Source organism: Pseudomonas sp. LBUM1647, from assembly GCF_059716175.1.
Window position 1 is genome coordinate 6,380,532 of record NZ_CP166809.1, and the last position, 20,179, is coordinate 6,400,710.

19 protein-coding genes and 1 riboswitch are annotated in these 20,179 nt (G+C 59.3%); of the genes, 8 read left to right on the forward strand and 11 right to left on the reverse strand.

From position 1 onward, the window contains the following. The first annotated feature begins 340 nt into the window (after window positions 1-340). Window positions 341-634 carry a fructose-bisphosphate aldolase gene (locus ACA059_RS29500; protein WP_497631924.1) on the forward strand — a complete coding sequence of 98 codons (294 nt, stop codon included), beginning with the start codon at window positions 341-343 and terminating at the stop codon, window positions 632-634. 68 nt (window positions 635-702) lie between these two features. On the opposite strand, the gene fba is transcribed toward ACA059_RS29500, so the two are convergent. From fba to tkt, 6 genes are all read right to left on the reverse strand, one after another. Then, complete coding sequence (fba, locus tag ACA059_RS29505; RefSeq protein WP_219095091.1) at window positions 703-1,767, reverse strand: class II fructose-bisphosphate aldolase; 1,065 nt, start codon at window positions 1,765-1,767, stop codon at window positions 703-705. A gap of 267 nt (window positions 1,768-2,034) precedes the next feature. Continuing rightward, entirely contained in the window at window positions 2,035-2,367 is a 333-nt protein-coding gene (locus ACA059_RS29510) for an MliC family protein (protein WP_134420612.1), read from the reverse strand. A gap of 56 nt (window positions 2,368-2,423) precedes the next feature. Then, window positions 2,424-2,645 carry a hypothetical protein gene (locus tag ACA059_RS29515; protein ID WP_497631925.1) on the reverse strand — a complete coding sequence of 74 codons (222 nt, stop codon included), beginning with the start codon at window positions 2,643-2,645 and terminating at the stop codon, window positions 2,424-2,426. Between the two features lie 34 nt (window positions 2,646-2,679). Continuing rightward, complete coding sequence (locus ACA059_RS29520) at window positions 2,680-3,843, reverse strand: phosphoglycerate kinase (protein WP_497631926.1); 1,164 nt, start codon at window positions 3,841-3,843, stop codon at window positions 2,680-2,682. A gap of 12 nt (window positions 3,844-3,855) precedes the next feature. Beyond that, entirely contained in the window at window positions 3,856-4,908 is a 1,053-nt protein-coding gene (gene epd, locus ACA059_RS29525; protein WP_046052460.1) for an erythrose-4-phosphate dehydrogenase, read from the reverse strand. Between the two features lie 200 nt (window positions 4,909-5,108). Continuing rightward, window positions 5,109-7,106 carry a transketolase gene (tkt, locus tag ACA059_RS29530; RefSeq protein WP_497631927.1) on the reverse strand — a complete coding sequence of 666 codons (1,998 nt, stop codon included), beginning with the start codon at window positions 7,104-7,106 and terminating at the stop codon, window positions 5,109-5,111. 260 nt (window positions 7,107-7,366) lie between these two features. Here tkt and ACA059_RS29535 point away from each other — a divergent pair, with 260 nt between their 5' ends. From ACA059_RS29535 to ACA059_RS29550, 4 genes are all read left to right on the forward strand, one after another. Beyond that, window positions 7,367-8,362, forward strand: coding sequence for an ArsR/SmtB family transcription factor (locus tag ACA059_RS29535; RefSeq protein ID WP_497631928.1), 996 nt, complete (start codon window positions 7,367-7,369; stop codon window positions 8,360-8,362). An 18-nt stretch (window positions 8,363-8,380) separates the two neighbouring features. Beyond that, on the forward strand, window positions 8,381-9,571 hold the full coding sequence (gene metK, locus ACA059_RS29540) for a methionine adenosyltransferase (RefSeq protein ID WP_033060397.1): 1,191 nt from the start codon (window positions 8,381-8,383) through the stop codon (window positions 9,569-9,571). 252 nt (window positions 9,572-9,823) lie between these two features. Continuing rightward, window positions 9,824-11,497 carry an NAD-dependent DNA ligase LigB gene (ligB, locus tag ACA059_RS29545; RefSeq protein WP_497631929.1) on the forward strand — a complete coding sequence of 558 codons (1,674 nt, stop codon included), beginning with the start codon at window positions 9,824-9,826 and terminating at the stop codon, window positions 11,495-11,497. A 99-nt stretch (window positions 11,498-11,596) separates the two neighbouring features. Further along, window positions 11,597-11,992, forward strand: a complete 396-nt coding sequence (locus ACA059_RS29550) for a DUF1090 domain-containing protein (protein ID WP_347802068.1) — start codon at window positions 11,597-11,599, stop codon at window positions 11,990-11,992. A gap of 15 nt (window positions 11,993-12,007) precedes the next feature. Here ACA059_RS29550 and ACA059_RS29555 read toward each other — a convergent pair whose 3' ends face one another. Then, window positions 12,008-12,457: a c-type cytochrome gene (locus ACA059_RS29555; RefSeq protein WP_497631930.1), complete on the reverse strand. Its 450-nt coding sequence runs from the start codon at window positions 12,455-12,457 to the stop codon at window positions 12,008-12,010. A 127-nt stretch (window positions 12,458-12,584) separates the two neighbouring features. On the opposite strand from ACA059_RS29555, the gene mltA reads away from it, so the two are divergent. Beyond that, window positions 12,585-13,757 carry a murein transglycosylase A gene (mltA, locus tag ACA059_RS29560; protein ID WP_497631931.1) on the forward strand — a complete coding sequence of 391 codons (1,173 nt, stop codon included), beginning with the start codon at window positions 12,585-12,587 and terminating at the stop codon, window positions 13,755-13,757. A gap of 80 nt (window positions 13,758-13,837) precedes the next feature. On the opposite strand, the gene ACA059_RS29565 is transcribed toward mltA, so the two are convergent. After that, a complete protein-coding gene (locus ACA059_RS29565) occupies window positions 13,838-14,221 on the reverse strand; it encodes an MAPEG family protein (RefSeq protein WP_497631932.1) in 384 nt (127 codons plus the stop codon). 40 nt (window positions 14,222-14,261) lie between these two features. Beyond that, window positions 14,262-15,095 carry an EamA family transporter gene (locus ACA059_RS29570; protein WP_497631933.1) on the reverse strand — a complete coding sequence of 278 codons (834 nt, stop codon included), beginning with the start codon at window positions 15,093-15,095 and terminating at the stop codon, window positions 14,262-14,264. A gap of 293 nt (window positions 15,096-15,388) precedes the next feature. On the opposite strand from ACA059_RS29570, the gene ACA059_RS29575 reads away from it, so the two are divergent. Then, window positions 15,389-16,558 carry an MFS transporter gene (locus tag ACA059_RS29575; protein ID WP_497631934.1) on the forward strand — a complete coding sequence of 390 codons (1,170 nt, stop codon included), beginning with the start codon at window positions 15,389-15,391 and terminating at the stop codon, window positions 16,556-16,558. A 330-nt stretch (window positions 16,559-16,888) separates the two neighbouring features. Here the strand turns inward: ACA059_RS29575 and ACA059_RS29580 are convergent, their stop codons facing one another. Further along, window positions 16,889-17,776 (reverse strand): formate/nitrite transporter family protein, encoded by an 888-nt coding sequence (locus ACA059_RS29580; RefSeq protein ID WP_497631935.1) that lies wholly within the window; start codon window positions 17,774-17,776, stop codon window positions 16,889-16,891. A 171-nt stretch (window positions 17,777-17,947) separates the two neighbouring features. After that, window positions 17,948-18,352: an acyl-CoA thioesterase gene (locus ACA059_RS29585; protein WP_149416408.1), complete on the reverse strand. Its 405-nt coding sequence runs from the start codon at window positions 18,350-18,352 to the stop codon at window positions 17,948-17,950. 198 nt (window positions 18,353-18,550) lie between these two features. Continuing rightward, a riboswitch (S-adenosyl-L-homocysteine riboswitch) is annotated at window positions 18,551-18,653 on the forward strand. A gap of 23 nt (window positions 18,654-18,676) precedes the next feature. Between ACA059_RS29585 and ahcY the strand changes: the two genes are divergently transcribed. Further along, complete coding sequence (gene ahcY, locus ACA059_RS29590; protein WP_497631936.1) at window positions 18,677-20,086, forward strand: adenosylhomocysteinase; 1,410 nt, start codon at window positions 18,677-18,679, stop codon at window positions 20,084-20,086. Window positions 20,087-20,179: the final 93 nt, after the last annotated feature.

Consider the following 20,179-nt stretch of genomic DNA (forward strand, 5'->3'; position numbering starts at 1 on the left):
TGCTACAAAATCCTGGCGTCCGCAAAACTCGTAGGACCACTCCCCCTGTGACGAAGGGGCTTGCCCCCCGTTGGGATGCGAAGCATCCCCAGACCCTGCCACCGCATTCCTGCTGACACACCGCACCGCCCGATTTACGACGGCTGCGCCGCCGAACGGGGCGATGCGGCGTTCCGACAAGCCCCCTCGCCACAATGACCGCGCGCGGTCCTGCACCCCGGTTGCAGCCACCAAAGTCGCCGCTTATAGTTCGCCCCGTCGCTGCCAGCAGTCGGCGATAGGGTTTCGCAGCCCTCACGGTACGAGTAGCTCTCCTTTTAGATACGAGGACGATTTACTTATGACAATGAACAATCCGCCCCGCCGCTTCACTCCCATGTCCCAATTCGCTACTGACTACCCCGTCCTGCTCATCAACAGCGACGCCCGACTGCGCGAACTCCACAACTGTGTCAGCGAACGCCTCAACGCCGTCCTCAAATACCTGCACCTCATGGCCTGTACCAGCCTCCCCGACTACGCCGAGAACGACATCAACACCGTCACTAACATCGCCCGGATCATGATCCAGGATGTAAGCGATGTGTTTCGGGTGATTGAGCAGCGCGGGTTTGAAACGCCCAAGAGTCAGTAGTCAATTTTCAGGCAATAAAAAACCCGCATCGCTGCGGGTTTTTTAATACCGGTAATAACGCTGAAGGCTTAGTTGACCTTGGCGTTCAACTCACCTTTCAGGTAACGCTGGTACATCGCTTCCAACGAGATCGGTTTGATCTTCGAAGCATTACCCGCCGTACCAAACGCTTCATAACGTGCAATACACACATCACGCATCGCCGTCACGGTCGCGCCGAAGAATTTACGCGGATCAAACTCGCTAGGGTTGGTGGCCATCAGGCGACGCATCGCACCGGTGGATGCCAGGCGCAGGTCGGTGTCGATGTTGACCTTGCGCACGCCGTGCTTGATGCCTTCGACGATTTCTTCAACCGGTACGCCGTAGGTTTCTTTGATGTCGCCGCCGTACTGGTTGATGATCGCCAGCCAGTCTTGCGGAACCGAAGACGAACCGTGCATCACCAGGTGGGTGTTCGGGATGCGCTTGTGAATCTCTTTGATGCGGTCGATGGCCAGCACGTCGCCGGTAGGCGGCTTGGTGAACTTGTACGCGCCGTGGCTGGTGCCGATGGCGATGGCCAGGGCGTCGACCTGAGTGCGTTTGACGAAGTCAGCGGCTTCTTCCGGGTCGGTCAGCATTTGGCTGTGATCCAGAACGCCTTCGGCCCCGATACCATCTTCTTCACCGGCCATGCCGGTTTCCAGTGAACCCAGGCAGCCCAGCTCGCCTTCTACCGATACGCCACAGGCGTGAGCCAGGGCCACGGTTTGTTGGGTGACACGGACGTTGTAGTCGTAGTCGGTCGGGGTCTTGCCGTCTTCGCCCAGGGAACCGTCCATCATCACCGAGCTGAAGCCCAGTTGGATGGAGCGCTGGCAGACGTCAGGGCTGGTGCCGTGGTCCTGGTGCATGCACACCGGGATGTGCGGGAATTCTTCGATTGCCGCCAGGATCAGGTGACGCAGGAACGGGGCGCCTGCGTATTTGCGAGCACCGGCCGAAGCCTGGACGATCACCGGGGAGTCAGTCTTGTCAGCGGCTTCCATGATGGCGCGCATCTGCTCAAGGTTGTTGACGTTGAAGGCTGGAACGCCGTAGCCGAACTCGGCTGCGTGGTCCAGCATCTGGCGCATGCTGATAAGTGCCATTGTGTGTGTATCTCCCGGTTGAGGGTCGTTAATCGTGCCAGCCTGCCGTAGCGGCGGCGGCTATTCAAGTTATTGCAGATCGGGGGTTGGCCCGGGCTGCGAATTCGGTATTACTTAAATCTTCAGTACTTCACAGAAGCCTTGTGGGAGCGGCGGTGCGGCGATCCGACTTGCTCGCGAATGCGGTTTAACATTCAACATTTATACAAGCTGACCCGCCGCCTTCGCGAGCAAGCCCGCTCCCACATTGGATCTGTGGTGTATCAATTACTGCGCTTTACAACCGCGGCCAATCAAATCATTGGTGGCGACCCAGTACACCAGGCCTTCCTCACCTTTTATGTGAAACGCCAGCATGTCGTTGCTGTACAGCGAACCTTCGGCGCCCGGCTCATGCTTCAAGCGGTAGACCTGATCGGCACCGCCCAGGCGAACGTCGACTTCCTTGCGGCTGTCGTCGGTGTAGCGCCAGAGCACTTTGGCCTGACTGTCGCAGGTCCAGGTGGTCCAGCTGTCCGTCGATTCGGCAGGCTTGAACAGGTTCAAATTAGCGCAACCTGCCAGCAGAGCCAGCGCCGCAACGGCGATAAAACCTTTCATCCATGTTCCTCGACTGACGGCGCACGCCGCCAGCCCTGAGTAAAGTGTCAGACCCCTCAAGGGCAACCATGTTCCTTGGCCGAAGTCTGTGTCTCGTATTTGTCCAGGCCATCAGGCCCGGAACGCTTGTTGATCACCGGGTTGGTTTCGGCCTGCCAGTCGGCCTGGTAGCAACCTTTGTCCTGTTCAGGCGTCTCGGGTACCTTCGGGGCTTTCGGGTTACTCCCGCAAGCTGCCAGCGACCCCGCGATCATCAACAGCGCTAATGTTTTGACCATCTGAACACTCCTTTGCCTGGTCAAATGGGCGGCCTCAGGCCTTGGCCCGGCTTTCCAAGACTTCAACGGCCGGCAGCACCTTGCCTTCGACGAACTCGAGGAACGCACCGCCACCGGTAGAAATGTAGGAGATCTGATCGCCAACGCCATATTTATCGATGGCGGCCAGGGTGTCGCCGCCGCCAGCGATGGAGAATGCCGAGCTTTCGGCGATGGCCTGGGCCAGGACTTTGGTGCCGTTACCGAACTGGTCGAATTCGAACACGCCCACCGGGCCGTTCCACAGGATGGTCTTGGACGACTTCAGCAGCTCGGCGAAATTCGCCGCGGTCTGTGGACCGATGTCCAGAATCATGTCGTCTGCAGCCACATCAGCGATCAGCTTGACGGTAGCAGTGGCGCTTTCAGCGAATTCCTTGGCAACCACGACGTCGACCGGCAGCGGCACGCTGACCTTGGCGGCGATGGCGCGAGCGGTGTCCAGCAGGTCCGGCTCGTACAGGGACTTGCCGACCGGGTGACCGGCAGCGGCCAGGAAGGTGTTGGCAATGCCGCCGCCGACGATCAGCTGGTTGCAGATCTGGCTCAGGCTGTTCAGCACGTCGAGTTTGGTCGAGACCTTGGAGCCGGCAACAATCGCCGCCATTGGCTGGGCCGGGGCGCCGAGGGCTTTGCCCAGTGCGTCCAGTTCGGCGGCCAGTAACGGGCCAGCGGCCGCGACTTTGGCGAACTTGGCCACGCCATGGGTCGAACCCTCGGCGCGGTGAGCGGTGCCGAAGGCGTCCATCACAAACACGTCGCACAGGGCGGCGTATTGCTGGGCCAGTTCGTCAGCGTTCTTTTTCTCGCCCTTGTTGAAGCGCACGTTTTCGAACAGCACGATGTCGCCGGCCTTCACGTCAACGCCGCCCAGGTAATCGGCCACCAGCGGCACTTCACGGCCCAGAGCCTTGCTCAGGTAGTCAGCGACTGGCTTGAGGCTGTTCTCGGCCGAGAACTCGCCTTCGGTCGGACGGCCAAGGTGCGAGCAGACCATCACGGCCGCGCCTTTTTCCAGGGCCAGCTTGATGGTCGGCAGCGAGGCCAGGATTCGCGCATCGCTGGTGACAACACCGTCCTTGACTGGGACGTTGAGGTCTTCGCGGATCAGTACGCGCTTACCTTGCAGATCGAGGTCGGTCATCTTCAACACGGTCATGGGTCGCATTTCCTACTGTTTTGGAGAGGCAGCTGCTTGCAGATAGTGTTCTGCAACGTCCAGCATTCGGTTGGCAAAACCCCATTCGTTGTCGAACCAGGCCAGGATGTTCACCAGCCGTGGGCCGGAAACTCGAGTCTGACTGGCATCGACGATGGCCGAATGTGGGTCATGGTTGAAATCACAACTGGCGTGAGGCAACTCGGTGTAGGCCAGAAGGCCTTTGAGCGGGCCGCTGGTGGCAGCCTCGCGCAAAATCCGGTTGACCTCGGTGGCGTCGGTGTCGCTCACGGTCTGCATTGTAATGTCGAGGCAAGACACGTTAACCGTCGGCACCCGCACGGCTTTGGCCTGAATTCTCCCGGCAAGTTCCGGTAACAGGCGTTCGATGCCACGCGCCAGACCAGTGGACACCGGAATCACCGACTGAAACGCCGAACGGGTGCGGCGCAAGTCTTCGTGATGATAGGCGTCGATCACCGGCTGATCGTTCATCGCCGAGTGAATGGTGGTGATCGACACGTATTCCAGACCAATGGCCTGATCCAGCAGGCGCAACAGCGGCACACCGCAGTTGGTGGTACAGGACGCGTTGGACACCAGCAACTCATCACCGGTCAGGCAATCCTGGTTCACGCCGTAGACGATGGTGGCGTCGACATCTGCCTCGCTGGCCATCGGCTGGGAAAACAGCACGCGCGGCGCACCGGCGTCGAGGAAACGCTGGCCGTCTTCACGAGTGTGGTAAGCGCCGGAGCACTCCAGCACCAGATCGACGCCCAGCGACGCCCAATCGATGCCTTCGGGGGTGGCACTGCGCAGGACCTTCACGCAGTCGCCATTAATATGCAGACAATCGCCGTCGACCTTCACTTCCCCGGGAAAACGCCCGTGAGTGGAGTCGAAGCGTGTCAGGTATTCGATGCTGGCCATATCAGCCAGATCGTTGATCGCAACAATTTCAAACCCGGCCTTATCGCCTCGCTCAAACAACGCACGCAAGACACAACGACCAATCCGGCCGTAGCCGTTGAGTGCAACTTTGTAAGGACGCGGTTGAGGCATGGGGTTCTCGATAGACGCGGGCAGACGAATTCTTGTTAACAACACAATCCCTTGTAGGTGCTGGTAGGAGCTGTCGAGTGAAACGAGGCTGCGATCTTTTGATCCTGATCTTAAAAAAACAAGATTAAAAGATCGCAGCCTCGTTTCTCTCGGCAGCTCCTACAGGGACCGCGGCGGTCATGAAACCGCCGCGTCGTGTTTTAGTCTTCCAGCAGCTCTTCAGCCTGACCCAGGATGTTTTCCAGGGTGAAGCCGAACTCTTCGAACAAGGCAGGCGCAGGCGCCGACTCGCCGTAGGTGGTCATGCCGATCACGCGGCCTTCCAGGCCCACGTACTTGTACCAGTAGTCCGCGTGGGCGGCTTCGATGGCGATACGGGCGCTGACCTGCAACGGCAGAACTGCTTGCTTGTAACCGGCGTCCTGAGCATCGAACACGCTGGTGCAAGGCATCGAAACAACACGCACCTTACGACCTTGCTCGGTCAGCTTGTCGTAGGCCTGAACCGCCAGACCCACTTCGGAACCGGTGGAGATCAGGATCAGCTCAGGCTCGCCGTCGCAATCCTTCAACACGTAACCGCCACGGGCGATGTCGGCGATCTGGAACGCATTGCGGGTTTGGTGCTGCAGGTTCTGACGCGAGAAGATCAGCGCCGAAGGGCCGTCCTTGCGTTCCAGAGCCAGCTTCCAGCACACCGCCGATTCAACGGCATCGGCTGGGCGCCAGGTGTCGAGGTTCGGCGTGCTGCGCAAGCTGGTCAGTTGCTCGATCGGCTGGTGAGTCGGGCCGTCTTCGCCCAGACCGATGGAGTCGTGGGTGTAGACGAACACGACACGCTGCTTCATCAGCGAGGCCATGCGCACGGCGTTGCGGGCATATTCCATGAACATCAGGAAGGTCGCGCCGTAAGGCACCAGACCGCCATGCAAGGCCACGCCGTTCATGATCGCGCTCATGCCGAACTCGCGAACGCCGTAGTACATGTAGTTGCCGCTGGCGTCTTCAGCCGAAACACCTTTGCAACCTTTCCACAGGGTCAGGTTGGAACCGGCCAGGTCAGCCGAGCCGCCCAGCAGTTCAGGCAGCAGCGGGCCGTAGGCATTCAGTGCATTCTGGCTGGCTTTACGGCTGGCGATGGTTTCGCCCTTGGCGGCGACTTCAGCAATATAAGCCGAGGCTTTTTCAGCGAAGTCTTCCGGCAGGTCGCCGCTCAGACGACGAATCAGCTCGTTGGCCAACTCAGGGAAAGCAGCAGAGTAGGCAGCGAAACGCTGATCCCACTCGGCTTCGGCCGCGCGACCGGCTTCCTTGGCGTCCCACTCGGCATAAATGTTGGCCGGGATTTCGAACGGACCGTGGTTCCATTTCAGCGCAGCACGGGTCAGAGCGATTTCCGCGTCACCCAGTGGGGCGCCGTGGCAGTCTTCCTTGCCTTGCTTGTTCGGCGAACCGAAACCGATGGTGGTCTTGCAGCAGATCAGGGTTGGCTGATCGCTTTTGCGCGCAGTGTCGATCGCGATCTTGATCTCTTCAGGATCGTGACCGTCGACGTTGCGGATGACCTGCCAGTTGTAGGCTTCGAAACGCTTAGGCGTGTCGTCGGTGAACCAGCCTTCGACTTCGCCGTCGATGGAGATGCCGTTGTCGTCGTAGAAGGCGATCAGCTTGCCCAGGCCCAAAGTACCGGCCAGGGAGCCGACTTCGTGGGAAATGCCTTCCATCATGCAGCCATCACCCAGGAACACGTAGGTGTGGTGGTCGACAACGTTGTGGCCCGGACGGTTGAACTGCGCCGCCAGGACTTTTTCTGCCAGGGCAAAACCAACGGCGTTGGCCAGGCCTTGGCCCAGTGGACCGGTGGTGGTTTCAACGCCTGGGGTGTAGCCCAATTCCGGGTGACCCGGGGTGCGGCTGTGCAGTTGGCGGAAGTTCTTCAGGTCATCGATCGACAGGTCATAGCCGGTCAGGTGCAGCAGCGAGTAGATCAACATCGAGCCGTGACCGTTGGACAGCACGAAGCGGTCACGGTCGGCGAACGATGGATTGCTCGGGTTGTGCTTCAGGTAGTCACGCCAAAGTACTTCGGCGATATCCGCCATACCCATAGGGGCACCGGGATGGCCGCTGTTGGCTTTTTGCACGGCATCCATGCTGAGGGCACGAATGGCGTTGGCACGCTCACGACGGCTGGGCATCGCTGTTCTCCTGGGGGCTGAATAAAACGAAACGGAAAAAAGGCGAGCATTTTCCCTCACCCACCCGCCTCGGGGCAATGACAGATAGTCATCTGAAGGCGTTTTTCCGGTGGATAAAGTCGCATTCGCCTGGTGAAACCTTTCCGCTGACGATTTGTAGAGTGACCCTTTCCCCGAGAAGTGCCATCTATCGAGCAATATCAAAACTTTTTGATATTGCTCTTGCGGTGTTTTCTGACCGTCACTAGACTGCTGGCCTTATGAATTTACGTGTGCCTTCCATTCGACATGACGATTGCGATGAGCTGGCGGCCCTGTGCAAGGCCGGCGGCGATCCTCTGCGGCTGAATGTATTGCGCGCGCTGGCCAATGATTCGTTTGGCGTACTGGAGCTGGCGCAGATCTTTGGCATCGGCCAGTCCGGCATGAGTCATCACCTCAAGGTATTGGCCCAGGCCGATCTGGTGGCGACGCGCCGTGAAGGCAACGCGATTTTCTACCGTCGCGCCCTGCCCCACACCGACCTGCTGGGTGGCAAGCTGCATGCCGCGCTACTGGAAGAAGTGGACAACCTGACCCTGCCTGCCGAGGTGCAGTCGCGGATCGGTCAGGTCCATGGGCAACGAGCGGCGGCCAGCCAGGACTTTTTCTCACGGGTCGCGGAGAAGTTTCGCGCCCAGCAAGACTTGATCGCCGGTCTGCCGCAATACCGCGAAAGCGTGGTGGCCTTGCTCGACAAGCTGAGTTTCAGCGAAGGCGCCACGGCCATCGAAGTCGGCCCCGGCGACGGCGCATTTCTGCCGGAACTGGCGCGCCGCTTCACCCAGGTCACGGCGCTGGACAACAGTCCGGCGATGCTCGAACTGGCGCGCCAGGTTTGCGAACGTGAAACGCTGGCTAACGTCAGCCTGCAACTGGCCGATGCATTGAACGGTGTCCGCCTCAAGGCTGACTGCGTTGTACTGAACATGGTGCTGCACCATTTCGCCGCGCCGGCCGAAGCACTCAAGCACATGGCCGACTTGCTGCAACCGGGCGGTAGCCTGCTCGTGACAGAGTTATGTAGCCACAACCAGAGTTGGGCCAGGGAGGCCTGCGGTGATCTCTGGTTGGGGTTTGAACAGGACGATTTGGCCCGTTGGGCCACCGCTGCGGGACTCGTTCCCGGGGAAAGCCTCTATGTAGGTTTACGTAATGGTTTCCAGATCCAGGTCCGCCATTTTCAGCGACCGGCTGGCGACACTCACCATCGGTAAATTCAGGAAAAAATCGAGATGAGCGAATACTCCCTCTTCACCTCCGAGTCCGTGTCCGAAGGGCATCCGGACAAAATCGCCGACCAGATTTCCGATGCTGTGCTGGACGCCATCATTGCTGAAGACAAATTCGCCCGTGTAGCGGTCGAGACACTGGTAAAAACCGGCGTTGCAATCATCGCAGGTGAAGTCACCACGTCGGCCTGGGTCGATCTGGAAGAGATCGTGCGTAACGTGATTCTGGACATCGGCTACAACAGCTCCGATGTCGGCTTCGACGGCGCCACTTGCGGCGTGATGAACATCATCGGCAAGCAGTCCCCTGACATCAACCAGGGTGTCGACCGTGCCAAGCCTGAAGATCAGGGCGCCGGCGACCAGGGCCTGATGTTCGGCTACGCCAGCAACGAAACCGACGTGCTGATGCCAGCACCGATCACCTTCTCGCACCAGCTGGTTCAGCGTCAGGCCGAAGCCCGTAAATCCGGCCTGCTGCCTTGGCTGCGCCCGGATGCCAAGTCGCAAGTGACTTGCCGTTACGAAGGCGGCAAGGTTGTCGGTATCGACGCCGTTGTACTGTCGACTCAGCACAACCCTGACGTGTCCTACAAAGACTTGCGCGAAGGCGTGATGGAGCTGATCGTCAAGCACGTACTGCCTGCCGAGCTGCTGTCCAAAGACACCCAGTTCCACATCAACCCGACTGGCCAGTTCATCATCGGCGGCCCGGTAGGCGACTGTGGCCTGACCGGTCGCAAGATCATCGTTGACAGCTACGGCGGCATGGCCCGTCACGGCGGCGGTGCGTTCTCCGGTAAAGATCCATCGAAGGTTGACCGTTCGGCTGCCTACGCGGGTCGTTACGTGGCCAAAAACATCGTGGCGGCCGGCCTGGCCGAGCGTTGCGAGATTCAGGTTTCCTACGCGATCGGTGTTGCTCAGCCGACGTCGATCTCGCTGAACACCTTCGGCACCGGCAAGATCAGCGACGACAAAATCGTCAAACTGGTCCGCGAAGTGTTCGACCTGCGTCCATACGCAATCACCACCATGCTCGACCTGCTGCACCCGATGTACCAGGAAACCGCTGCGTACGGCCACTTCGGTCGTACCCCGGCAACCAAGACTGTGGGCGACGACACTTTCACCACCTTCACCTGGGAAAAGACCGACCGCGCCGATTCCTTGCGCGCTGCTGCCGGCCTGTAAGAGTTCCCCGGCGGTACCAAAAGCCCCGCACGGTTCGCCGTGCGGGGTTTTTTATTGCGCGAAAATCGAAAGATCGCAGCCTCGTTTCACTCGACAGCTCCTACACAAATCCCTGTAGGAGCTGTCGAGTGAAACGAGGCTGCGATCTCTTGATCTTCCTTTCTCTCGAAATACACCGAAAAACATCCTCGCTACCGACGCCCGAAAGCTGACTAACCTTGAAAGCATTCTCCCTGAGCAAGGACGCTCACGATGCTTCTGCGCCTGTTTTTCTGTTTTTTCCTGACCTTTCTTTGCCTGAGTTCAAACGCTGCCGAGTGCCCCGACTGGCCACCCGCACGCGCCCTGGACGAAATCACGTCACTGCAGAAACAAATCGACCTCTGGGACGACAGCTATCACCGGGGCGGCCGCTCATTGGTCGCCGATGAACTCTATGATCAATCCCGTGCACGACTGACCGAATGGCGCACCTGTTTCGACCTGGAAAAATCCGCGGAACCCCTGCGTACTGCGGGCGGTACGATGCCTCATCCCATCGCCCACACGGGCCTGGAAAAACTCCGCGATGGTCGCGCCGTCGAAGCCTGGCTAAAAGGACGGAGCGATGTCTGGATTCAGCCCAAGATCGACGGCGTGGCAGTGACGCTGATCTACCGCAAAGGCCTGCTGACTCAAGCTATCAGCCGCGGTGACGGAATAAATGGCCAGGACTGGACGGCTTCGGCGCGCCAGATCGCCGCCATCCCCCAACAATTGCCAGAGCCGCTGGACCTGCTGCTGCAAGGTGAGCTCTATTGGCGCCTGACCGACCACGTACAGGCCCGTGCCGGCAGCCTCAATGCACGCGCCACAGTGGCCGGTTTGATGGCCCGCAAAAAGTTAAGCATTGAGCAAGCCGCCGGGATCGGCCTGTTTGTCTGGGACTGGCCCCAAGGCCCGGTCCGTTTGCCCACCCGCATCGCAGTCCTGGATGAGTTGGGTTTCCCGAGCATTGCACCTTACAGCCACTCGATCACGGCATTTGCCGACGCAGAACGCTGGCGCGATCACTGGTATCGCTCGCCCCTGCCCTTCACCAGCGACGGCATCGTCTTGCGCCAGGATCAGCGCCCACCCGCCGAACGCTGGCAGGCTAAACCGCCTTTTTGGAGCGTCGCCTGGAAATACCCATTTGCCCAGGCCCTGGCCGAGGTGCGCAAGGTCCACTTCAAGATTGGACGGACCGGACGAATCACCCCGGTACTGGAACTGACACCGGTCATGCTCGATGACCGGCAGATCAAGCGAGTCAGTGTGAGCTCGCTGCAACGCTGGGAAACACTGGATATCCGGCCCGGAGATCAGGTCGCCATCAGCCTGGCAGGCCTGACCATTCCCAGGCTTGACGGTGTCATGCTGCGCAGCACCCAACGCGCTGAATTGAGCGTACCGCTGGCGGAGGACTTTCATCATTTGAGTTGCTGGCAGCCGACACCGGGGTGCGAAAGCCAATTCCTCGCCCGACTGACCTGGCTCAGCGGCAAGCAGGGCCTGGCGTTGCCCCATGTCGGTCCTGGCACTTGGGAGAAACTTTTCGAAACAGGCCGTCTGAATGGCCTGCTGGATTGGTTGACCCTCGATGCTCAAGAGCTTGCTAACATTGACGGCTTCGGCGAACGCAGCAGCGCTCGTCTTTTGAACAGTTTCAACAGTGCCCGACAGCGCCCTTTCGCTCGCTGGCTCAAAGCCCTGGGTTTGCCGCCGACCGGCCAGGCGCGGCTTGCCGATTCATGGCAGGAACTGGCACAACGAAATATCGAACAATGGCAGGCAGAAGCCGGCATCGGCCCGGGACGCGCAGCGCAATTGAGCGCATTTTTCCGCGACCCGCAGGTCCTGGTCTTGAGTGAAACATTACGTCTTGCGGGGATTGACGGTTTTTAGCGGCCGGCGATGCCCACCAACCCGGGAACCCAATGGTGCCGCTGGGCTCAAACACCCCATCGCCACATCGACCCGATCGCTTTTTCACATGGAGCATTTATGAAACTTCTTTCACCGCTCGCCCTGTTGACCCTTTGCAGCGTGCTGGCCGCTCCACTAATGGCCGCCGAAGAAGCTCCGGGCCTGACCGGCTGCGCCGCAAAGAAGCAGGGCCTCATCAACCAGATTGAACTGGCCAAGTCTCACGGTAACGCCGATCAGCAGGCAGGCCTTGAAACGGCCCTGAGCGAAGTCACTGCTCATTGCACCGATGCTTCCCTGAAGAAAGAACGGGAGAACAAGGTGCTCGACGCCAAGCACGAAGTCAGCACGCGTCAGGCTGACCTCGACAAGGCCATGAAGAAAGGCGACGCCGAGAAGATCAACAAGCGCAAAGACAAACTCGCCGAGTCCCGCAAGGAACTGCAGGACGCACTCGATGAGCTGGATAAGTAAGGATCAGTTCAGGACTCAATGATCCCGAAACTCTTTATGGCAAGCACTGCAAGCATCTTCGACCTTCTGCACCGCTGGCCCAAGGTTGCTGGCCTTGTAAGGCTGGACCTTGCTGGCAATCACCAATTCACCGGTGGCGACTTCAAGGGTGCGGGCCATGTCCTGGAAGTGTTCCTGTTTCTGCCAGACATCGCTCTTGGCGCTGGTGTGATCTTCTTCGCGCACCTGCGGAAAATGTTTCCAGGGTTCACGGGACAACGCATCGAGCTTCACGGCACCGTCAGCGAATTTCGGACCGTCAAACGGGATGCGACCACGCAACATACCGCCCAGGTCTTCGCCGGTCTTGAGCATTTGCTTGAAGATCGCCTTGCGCTGGCCCAGCGGCGAGTTGGGATCGACACCACCGCAGGCGGATAACGTCAGGAAGGCCAGCAATACAACAGAAAGTCTTTTAAGAGTCATGGTGGCTTCAGGTCACGGGAACGGCGGCCAGTATCCTCGCGTCATCGGCAAAGACCAATAGCCCTATTATCAATACGGGTTGTTTGAGCGCATGGAGCACTCAGGCAACCGACAAAGGAATTACTCCATGAACAGCCGTTTCAAGGCATGGCGTCACAACCTCGCCTGGACCCTTCCGATGGTGGCCGTGCTTGCGGGCTGCACAGGTGGCGACAACAACCAACCGAAAACCCATGCCCTGGCGACCTACTCCAGCGCCACATGGGAAGCACTTCCGACGGTGTCCGACAACGACCTGGTCGCCGGCTTCGGTTCGTGGCGCAGCGCCTGCACCCGACTCAAAGCCGACCCGGTGTGGGGCACGACGTGTGCGGCTGCCGCCAACGTGCCGCAAACCGCCAGCGACATTCGTGGCTTCCTCAAGCAGAACCTCGACGTCTACGGCCTGCGCGCTGCCAATGACAATCCCAACGGCTTGATCACCGGCTATTACGAGCCGGTCTACCCCGGCAGCCTGACCCAGACCGAAGTGGCAAACATCCCGGTGTACGGTGTTCCCGAGGACATGATCATCGTCTCTCTGGACAGCATTTATCCGGAACTCAAAGGCAAACGCCTGCGCGGACGACTCGAAGGTCGCGTGCTCAAGCCTTACGACGATGCGGCCACGATTGAAACCAAAGGGGTCAAGGCACCGGTTGTTGCCTGGCTGACCGATCCGATGAACCTGCAATTCCTGCAAATCCAGGGTTCGGGTCGTATCCAGCTCGATGATGGCCGACAGTTACGCATTGCGTATGCCGACCAGAACGGTCACCCGTATCGACCGATCGGCCGCTGGCTGGTGGACCAGGGCGAGCTGAAAAAAGAAGAAGTGACCATGGGCGCCATCAGCAATTGGGCCAAGGCCAATCCGACGCGCATTCCGGAACTGCTGGGCAGCAACCCCAGCTACGTATTCTTCACCCGCAATCCGGACAGTAACGAAGGACCTCGCGGCTCGTTGAACGTACCGCTGACCGCCGGCTACAGCGCGGCGGTGGATCGCAAAGTGATTCCGCTGGGCAGTCTGTTGTGGTTATCGACTACTAAACCGGACGGTACCGCACTGGTACGCCCGGTTGCCGCCCAGGACACCGGCGGCGCAATTGCCGGCGAAGTCCGAGCAGACCTGTTCTGGGGCACGGGCGAGGCGGCCGGGCAATTGGCTGGCGACATGAAACAGCAGGGGCAAATCTGGATGCTCTGGCCTAAAGGCGCAGCCCTGCCTCAAGTGCCTCAGGTGACCGACAAGCTTTAAAGTCAAAAGATCGCAGGCTCGCCGCAAAATCGCGGATGAGCGTAGGAACTGGCGAAGCCTGCGATCTCTTGATCTTGCTCTTAAACAGAAACCACAAAGAAACTGACGATCAACCCCACCCCCACCAACCACATCAGCGACCGCAAAATCGCCCAGTCCGCCAAGTAGCAAATGATGTACAGCAGCCGACTGGTGATGAACAACACCGACAGCACATTGATCGTCACCAGCTCGGCATTGCCGGCCAGGTGCGCGACGATCACCGCCGCCGCGAACGCGGGAGTCACTTCAAAACTGTTCAGATGCGCCGCATACGCGCGTCGGCCAAAACCATTCAGTGACTCGAGAAAGTCACGGGGGTCATGGTTGTCTTTCGGCCTGAACCCGCCACTGACCCTGGCGATGCCCGTGCAGATATAGGGCAGGAAAATCGCGATCAAAATGCACCACAGAGCAACCGTCATAACGCAATCCCTTCTTCAAGTTTCAAGAGTCGAGCTCCAGTCAAAACTTCATCACCAGCATGCCGATCAGCACCAGCCCACAAGCCAAGAGCCGTGGTCTGCCGAAAGGTTCTTTCAGGTAACGCATGCCGAACAGCACCACCAGAATCACGCTGATCTCGCGCAATGCCGCCGCTTCGGCAATCGAGCCCAGCTGCATGGCCCACAGCACCAGAGCGTAGCTGAACAACACGCAAAACCCGACCGCCAACCCCAGTCGCCACTGTTCACGCCAGAACAACATGAAGGCCGGTCGCTTACGCACCAGCGCCAGTAACGGGAACGGCCAGGCGCTGAGCAACGTGACCCACACCAGGTAATCCAGCGGATGCGACCAGCGCCGCAACGCCTGGCCATCGATGAAGGTGTAGCAGCCGATGCACAGGCCGATCAACGCCACCACCGGCAGCATCGACCATGGCAAACGCGCACCGCCGCCGCCCTGCCAGAGCAGGCACAGCATGCCGAACGGGATCAGCAAAATCCCGAAGATCTGCTGGTTCGTCAGCACTTCCCCGGCAAAGATCAGCGTCAGTGCCAGCACCACCAGCGGCGACAAGCCACGCATCAGCGGATAGACCAGCCCGAGATCACCGACCCTATAGGCCTGGATCAGCAAATAGCGATAGAGCAATTCAAACGCCGCCGACGCCAGAATCCACGGCCAGATTTCTATAGGCGGCAAGCTCACGAACGGCAACATCACAACAACAAACAACATCGCCACGCTGTCCATGCAGGCCACCACCAGCAGTCGTTCCGCACTGAATTTGATCAGGGTATTCCACGCCGCGTGCAACAGCGCCGCTACTAACACCAGTGCTGTTGGAAGCACGGCACACTCCTTTTTTTGACCGCCCCCCTGTAGGAGCTGCCGAAGGCTGCGATCTTTTGATCTTAAAAAATCAACATCAAAAGATCGCAGCCTTCGGCAGCTCCTACATTGACCGGGGAGATAATTGATTCGCCATATGTCAGCAGCTGTTTATACTGCAAGCGACCACGCCGCACTCAGTTGCGCACAGACTAATTCCAATAATTTCTGCCACCGTCCGCTCTCGTCGAGAACGGGCGTCGGCATGCGTATGCCTGATCAGAGCGTCAAGACTACCGACAGAGACCTTGCGCATGCCACTCGCCTTGCTTGCCCTCGCTGTTGCCGCGTTCGGCATCGGCACCACTGAATTCGTCATCATGGGCTTGCTGCCCGATGTCGCCCGCGACCTCGCCGTCAGCATCCCCCACGCGGGCCTGCTGATCACCGGTTACGCCCTGGGCGTGGTGTTCGGTGCACCGATCCTCGCGGTCGGCACCGCCAACATGCCGCGCAAAGCCACGCTGCTGGGCATGACGTTGATGTTCATCCTCGGCAACATTCTTTGCGCATTGGCGCCGAACTACGCCACGCTGATGGCCGCACGAGTGGTCACCGCGCTCTGCCACGGTGCGTTCTTCGGCATCGGTTCGGTGGTTGCCGCCGGCTTGGTGGCACCGAACAAACGCGCCCAGGCGATTGCCATGATGTTCACCGGCCTGACCCTGGCCAACGTGCTGGGCGTGCCTTTGGGCACCGCACTCGGGCAGTACGCCGGCTGGCGCTCGACGTTCTGGGCGGTGTCAGTGATCGGCGTGATTGCCGCGATCGCGCAGTGGGTCTGGTTGCCGAAGGACATCGCCATGGACAAGGCCAACCTCGCCAGCGAGTTCAAAGTACTGGGTAAAGTCAATGTGTTGCTGGCGCTGGGCATGAGCGTGCTGGCGTCGACCAGCCTGTTCAGCGTCTTCACTTACATTGCCCCCATCCTGCAAGACATCACTGGCGTCAGCCCGCATGGCGTCACCATCATGCTGCTGCTATTCGGGGTCGGACTGACCGCGGGCAGCATGCTCGGCGGTCGCCTGGCTGACAGTCGATTGCTGCCGTCGCTGGTGGGCATGGCGCTGGCCGTACTGGTCGTGCTGGCCGCGTTCACACAGACCAGTCACTCAGTGATCCCGGCAGCGATCACGCTGGTGTTGTGGGGCATCTTCGCGTTTGCCCTGTGTCCGATTTTGCAATTGCTGATCATCGATCAGGCCCATGAAGCGCCGAATCTGGGTTCAACGCTGAACCAGAGCGCGTTCAACCTTGGCAACGCGGCCGGTGCGTGGATTGGCGGGTTGGTGGTCGCCAGCGGTGCGGATCTGGCGGACTTGCCGTGGACCGGCGCGCTGGTCAGTGGCTTGACCGTGCTGACGGCGCTTTTCTACATCTATCTGCAACGTCGCGGTGTTGCTGCGGTCAATGTGTCCGACTGAATTAACTGCATTGCTGCTGACACCGCTATCGCGAGCAATCGAGCGTCGACCGGCTGCTCCCACATTGGATCTCGCCGTGCGCAAAGTCTGTGTTCACTGGCGACTAAATGTGGGAGCAGCCGGTCGACGCTCGATTGCTCGCGAAGAAGTTGACGCGGTGTGACTGCCCAACCCTGAAATCCCTTTCTATCTACCTCCCCATCCAAAGGACCCCGGATGCTTGAACTTGTCGCTGCGTCGATCCTGTTGCAGGGGTTGAGCATCGGCAAACTGGTCAAGCACGTGACCAAGGACGAGCCTGCGCCAGCGGCACAGGCCGAGCATCACTGATCATTTCTTGGTCTTCTGCGGGTCGGGCTCCGGGCCTTGATCCGTAGACTTCTTCGGCGGGCCGCTCTCGCTGCGAATCTGCGCATGGCTGATCAGCGCGAAGATGAAGCTGCCGCCGATGATGTTCCCCGCCAGCGTCGGCCCGGCGAACACCAGCCAGAAATCCTTCCACGGCAACTCGCCGGCAAATACCAGATACGAGACCTCCGCCGAACCGACCACGATGTGGGTGAAATCCCCCAGCGCCATGAGGTAGGTGATGAGGATGATGATCCACATCTTCGCGCTCTCCATGGACGGAATCATCCAGACCATGGTGGCGATCATCCAGCCCGACACAATGCCTTTGGCGAACATCTGGCTAGCGTCGTTCTCCATGATCTTGCGCCCGATATCTAAGAAGGCCAGATCGGTCTTGCTGTCAAAAATCGGCAGATTCAGCATCACATAGGCCACCAGTAACGTGCCGCAGAGGTTGCCCACCAGCACCACCGACCACAGGCGTAGCAACCGACCGAAATTGTTCAGTGTGGGTTTGGTCATGATCGGCAGCACCGCCGTCAGGGTGTTCTCAGTGAACAATTGCTGACGGGCGAGGATCACCGCGAGAAAGCCTGCGCAGTAACCGAAACTGGCAATCACCTTGAAGCCTTCGCCGTCCGGCAAACGGGAATTGAGCAGCCCCATGGCCATCAGCGACAGGCCCATGGTCAGGCCGGCGGCCAGCGCCGACCACCACAAGGCAGCGACACTGCGTTCGAGCTCCTGATCGCCCTGGGTGCGGATGATTTCGTGCAGCACCGCCGCCCGCGGCGGCTGGCTCTTGTCGACGTCGTGCTGTTCTTCAGGCGAGAGGTTCGGGGTCTTGCCATCTTTTTGCGTGTCCATAAAGCTCCGGAACCAGTGGCGTGTCATGTAGGTACGACACGCAGGGTCAGGGTCCGTTCTGTAGGAGCTGCCGAAGGCTGCGATCTTTTGATCCTGATTTTCAGCGGACAGTGACGACGCCAGGATCAAGGTCAAAAGATCGCAGCCTTCGGCAGCTCCTACGCGCTCGCATTACTCGCTGATGCCGTCGTCCTTGAACTGGTCTTTGACGTACTTGATCTCGGTTTGGCCGTGCGGTGCAGGCAATCCGTCTTCACCCAGATTGACGAAGACAATCTTATCCACCGTCAGGATGCTCTTGCGGGTGATCTTGTTACGCACTTCACACTTGAGGGTGATGGAGGTGCGACCGAATTCGGTGGCGGTGATGCCCAGTTCAATGATGTCGCCCTGGCGCGAGGCGCTGACGAAGTTGATCTCGGAAATGTACTTGGTGACCACACGCTGATTGCCCAGCTGGACGATGGCATAGATCGCCGCTTCTTCGTCGAGCCAGCGCAACAGGCTGCCGCCGAACAGCGTGCCGTTGGGGTTGAGGTCTTCGGGTTTTACCCATTTGCGGGTGTGGAAATTCATATTCACTCCTGACCGTCTTGCCGATTGATGCCGGCCATCATGGCAGAGCCCGACCTAGAGCTCTATCAAGCATCGGCTATGGCCTCGATTACCGTTCAGACATTGACCAACAGAAACGCTTTGGAAGTATCGCTCACACGGCTATAATCGCCACCGTTTCAAAACGGTCATCTTCAATTGATACCGTTTTCCCGCCACCTGTCCGAGGGGCGCTGCAGCAGGTTCGACCTGTCAGGCTCGGATGGGGCGTTGCTTGACCGCTATCGGTCAGACACTAAACGCACAACGGCGCCCATTCGCATACATTACGAATGGAGGCTCATCATGAGCGCTGTTATCACGCCTGCAGATTTTAACGATTACAAAGTTGCCGACATGTCCCTGGCTGCCTGGGGCCGTCGCGAAACCATCATCGCCGAATCCGAAATGCCGGCCCTGATGGGTCTTCGTCGCAAGTACGCCGGTGAGCAGCCGCTCAAAGGCGCGAAAATCCTCGGCTGCATCCACATGACCATTCAGACTGCCGTGCTGATCGAAACCCTGGTTGCCCTGGGTGCCGAAGTGCGTTGGTCGTCCTGCAACATTTTCTCGACTCAAGACCAGGCCGCTGCCGCTATCGCCGCTGCCGGTATCCCGGTTTTCGCCTGGAAAGGCGAAACTGAAGAAGAGTACGAGTGGTGCCTGGAGCAAACCATCCTCAAAGATGGCGCGCCTTGGGATGCCAACATGATCCTCGACGACGGCGGCGACCTGACCGAGCTGCTGCACAAGAAATACCCGGCGATCCTGGACCGCGTCCACGGCGTTACCGAAGAAACCACCACTGGCGTTCACCGCCTGTTGGACATGCTGGCCAAGGGCGAGCTGAAAATCCCGGCCATCAACGTCAACGACTCGGTCACCAAGAGCAAGAACGACAACAAGTACGGCTGCCGTCACAGCCTGAACGATGCGATCAAGCGTGGTACCGACCACCTGTTGTCCGGCAAGCAAGCGCTGGTCATCGGTTACGGTGACGTGGGCAAGGGTTCGGCCCAGTCCCTGCGTCAGGAAGGCATGATCGTTAAAGTCTCCGAAGTTGACCCGATCTGCGCCATGCAAGCCTGCATGGACGGTTACGAGCTGGTTTCGCCGTTCATCGACGGTATCAACAACGGCACTGAAGCAAGCATCGACAAAGCGCTGCTGGGCAAGATCGACCTGATCGTGACCACCACCGGTAACGTCAACGTTTGCGACGCAAACATGCTCAAAGCCCTGAAGAAGCGCGCTGTTGTCTGCAACATCGGCCACTTCGACAACGAAATCGACACCGCTTTCATGCGCAAGAACTGGGCATGGGAAGAAGTGAAGCCACAGGTTCACAAAATCCACCGTACCGGTCCTGGCGCGTTCGACGCCCAGAACGACGACTACCTGATCCTGCTGGCCGAAGGCCGTCTGGTTAACCTGGGTAACGCAACCGGCCACCCAAGCCGCATCATGGACGGCTCGTTCGCCAACCAGGTTCTGGCCCAGATCTTCCTGTTCGGCCAGAAGTACGCCGACCTGTCGCCAGTCCAGAAAGCCGAGCGCCTGACCGTTGAAGTGCTGCCGAAGAAACTCGACGAAGAAGTGGCCCTGGAAATGGTCCGCGGTTTCGGCGGCGTGGTGACTCAACTGACCAAGACCCAGGCCGACTACATCGGCGTGACCGTTGAAGGTCCGTTCAAGCCGCACGCTTACCGCTACTGATTGGCGCTGACTGACCGTCCTTTGTAGGAGATGGCGAAGCCTGCGATCTTTTGATCTTTAAAAGATCGCAGCCTGCGGCAGCTCCTACGGGGG

Bases quoted from the DNA above. Each gene is read 5' to 3' on its own strand.
- ACA059_RS29500 (WP_497631924.1), top strand. From the start codon at position 341: ATGACAATGAACAATCCGCCCCGCCGCTTCACTCCCATGTCCCAATTC.
- fba (WP_219095091.1), bottom strand. From the start codon at position 1,767: ATGGCACTTATCAGCATGCGCCAGATGCTGGACCACGCAGCCGAGTTC.
- ACA059_RS29510 (WP_134420612.1), bottom strand. From the start codon at position 2,367: ATGAAAGGTTTTATCGCCGTTGCGGCGCTGGCTCTGCTGGCAGGTTGC.
- ACA059_RS29515 (WP_497631925.1), bottom strand. From the start codon at position 2,645: ATGGTCAAAACATTAGCGCTGTTGATGATCGCGGGGTCGCTGGCAGCT.
- ACA059_RS29520 (WP_497631926.1), bottom strand. From the start codon at position 3,843: ATGACCGTGTTGAAGATGACCGACCTCGATCTGCAAGGTAAGCGCGTA.
- epd (WP_046052460.1), bottom strand. From the start codon at position 4,908: ATGCCTCAACCGCGTCCTTACAAAGTTGCACTCAACGGCTACGGCCGG.
- tkt (WP_497631927.1), bottom strand. From the start codon at position 7,106: ATGCCCAGCCGTCGTGAGCGTGCCAACGCCATTCGTGCCCTCAGCATG.
- ACA059_RS29535 (WP_497631928.1), top strand. From the start codon at position 7,367: ATGAATTTACGTGTGCCTTCCATTCGACATGACGATTGCGATGAGCTG.
- metK (WP_033060397.1), top strand. From the start codon at position 8,381: ATGAGCGAATACTCCCTCTTCACCTCCGAGTCCGTGTCCGAAGGGCAT.
- ligB (WP_497631929.1), top strand. From the start codon at position 9,824: ATGCTTCTGCGCCTGTTTTTCTGTTTTTTCCTGACCTTTCTTTGCCTG.
- ACA059_RS29550 (WP_347802068.1), top strand. From the start codon at position 11,597: ATGAAACTTCTTTCACCGCTCGCCCTGTTGACCCTTTGCAGCGTGCTG.
- ACA059_RS29555 (WP_497631930.1), bottom strand. From the start codon at position 12,457: ATGACTCTTAAAAGACTTTCTGTTGTATTGCTGGCCTTCCTGACGTTA.
- mltA (WP_497631931.1), top strand. From the start codon at position 12,585: ATGAACAGCCGTTTCAAGGCATGGCGTCACAACCTCGCCTGGACCCTT.
- ACA059_RS29565 (WP_497631932.1), bottom strand. From the start codon at position 14,221: ATGACGGTTGCTCTGTGGTGCATTTTGATCGCGATTTTCCTGCCCTAT.
- ACA059_RS29575 (WP_497631934.1), top strand. From the start codon at position 15,389: ATGCCACTCGCCTTGCTTGCCCTCGCTGTTGCCGCGTTCGGCATCGGC.
- ACA059_RS29580 (WP_497631935.1), bottom strand. From the start codon at position 17,776: ATGGACACGCAAAAAGATGGCAAGACCCCGAACCTCTCGCCTGAAGAA.
- ACA059_RS29585 (WP_149416408.1), bottom strand. From the start codon at position 18,352: ATGAATTTCCACACCCGCAAATGGGTAAAACCCGAAGACCTCAACCCC.
- ahcY (WP_497631936.1), top strand. From the start codon at position 18,677: ATGAGCGCTGTTATCACGCCTGCAGATTTTAACGATTACAAAGTTGCC.